General features: G+C 68.5%; 1 protein-coding gene. It reads left to right on the top strand.

Annotated features, from left to right (window positions below; all coding sequences use genetic code 11):
- The first annotated feature begins 111 nt into the window (after positions 1–111).
- Positions 112–1,731, top strand: a complete 1,620-nt coding sequence (locus tag ACWD3C_RS48495) for an IS4 family transposase (protein WP_451155219.1) — start codon at positions 112–114, stop codon at positions 1,729–1,731.
- Positions 1,732–1,744: the final 13 nt, after the last annotated feature.

The raw sequence follows: 1,744 nt of genomic DNA, 5'->3' as shown, positions 1-1,744 counted from the left end.
CCAATGCCACGAAGTTAAGGACCCGTTGGCGGTGTCAAGAGTGGGGGATGCGGGAGGGGCCTCTGCTATCCAGGGGATCGACGAAGATCTTCCTGAGAAAGCAGAGGCCCTGTGGCCAAGTCTGTCACGGGCGGAACCGATGACGTGTTCGCGCCTGGTCATATCGGTGAGTTAACGCAGGTCATCCCGCCCGAGTTGGTGGATGCGGTACTGGACGAGAGCGGGGCTCGCGAGCGACGAATTCGGAGCCTCCCCTCCCGCGTCGGGGTGTACTTCGTGCTCGCGCTCGGGCTGTTCGAGCATCTGGGCACCGCACTGGTGTGGGGCAAACTCGCAGCCGGACTGGCCGCCCGGGTGCCGCAGCCGTCAGAGAAGGCACTTCGCGATCTGCGTCGGCGCATCGGGGTGGCCCCGCTCAAGCGGCTGTTCGACGTGCTGGCCGGCCCGCTGGCCCAGCCGTCCACGCCTGGAGTGCGCTACCGCCGCTGGCGCACGGTCGCCTTCGACGGCTGCGGGAGCCTGTCCGTCCCCGACCACGAGCGCAACCGGTCCTGGCTCGGCCGCACCGAACGCCGCTACGGCCCGTCCGGCTACCCCCGGCTGATGCTCATGACCCTGTGCGAAACAGGCACCCGCGGCCTGATCGCAGCGGTCTTCGGCCCCGCCTCCAAGGGCGAGACCGACTACGCCCACGACCTGACCGGCCACCTGACTCCGGACATGCTCCTCCTGGCGGACCGCGCCTTCGACAGCAACGACCTGCTCGCAGACATCGCAGCTCAAGGGACTCAGTTCCTGATACGCGCCACCAGCACCCGACGACCGCCGGTGCTGGCGCTGCTGCCCGACGGCTCCTACCTGACCCGGATCGGGGGCCTCCCGCTGCGGGTGATCGAGGCCGAGATCCACTCCCGCACCGCCGACGGCGGCGACTTCGGCGGCACCTACCGCCTGCTGACCACGCTCAACGACCACCGCACCGATCCCGCCGACCACCTGGTGCGTCTCTACCACGAGCGCTGGGAGATCGAGATCACCTACCTGGCGCTCCGTCACACCCTGCTCAAAGGCCGAGTTCTACGTTCGAAGGACCCGGTGGGTCTCAACCAGGAGATGTGGGGACTGCTCACCCTCTACCAGGCCCTGCGCTCAGTCATGGTGACCGCGGTGGAGACAAAGCCCGGCTGTGATCCCGACCGGGCCGGCTTCACCGTCGCTCTGGAAGCCGCCCGCGACACGGTGGTCAGCCTGGCCGGAACGACCGCGGCCTCAGGGCCGAGCAGCCGCTACGACATGGTGGGACACATCGGCGCCCGCGTCCTGCTCGCGCTGCTTCCCGGGCGCCGGATGCGACTGTCCGCCCGCATCGTCAAGTGCGGAACCTCCCGCTACAACATCTGGAACCGCGACGGGCGTCCACGCGACAGCACCCCGATCACCGCCATCGAGATCACCGTGCACCCACCAGCCCTGCCCAGCGCGCAGGACCCGAGCCGGGCACTCTCCGGCCGCTGGGGCCAGGTCTGCCAGCTCTTGGCCGCGAACTCCAACCAGGCCATGCACACCCGGGACATCGCGCGGCATCTCGGGCTCCCCACCTCGGGGCGCCCCCTCAGCAGCATCACCGCGCAACTCTGCTACTGGGCCCGCAACGGGCGACTCATCCGCACCGCGCCGAACACCTACAAGATCACTCTCCCTGATGCCTTGACACCGCCAACGGGTCCTTAACTTCGTGGCATTG

This window comes from Streptomyces sp. NPDC002845 (assembly GCF_053591955.1).
Note: the sequence above shows the minus strand (reverse complement) of the source record. Positions and strands in the feature narration are given on the sequence as shown.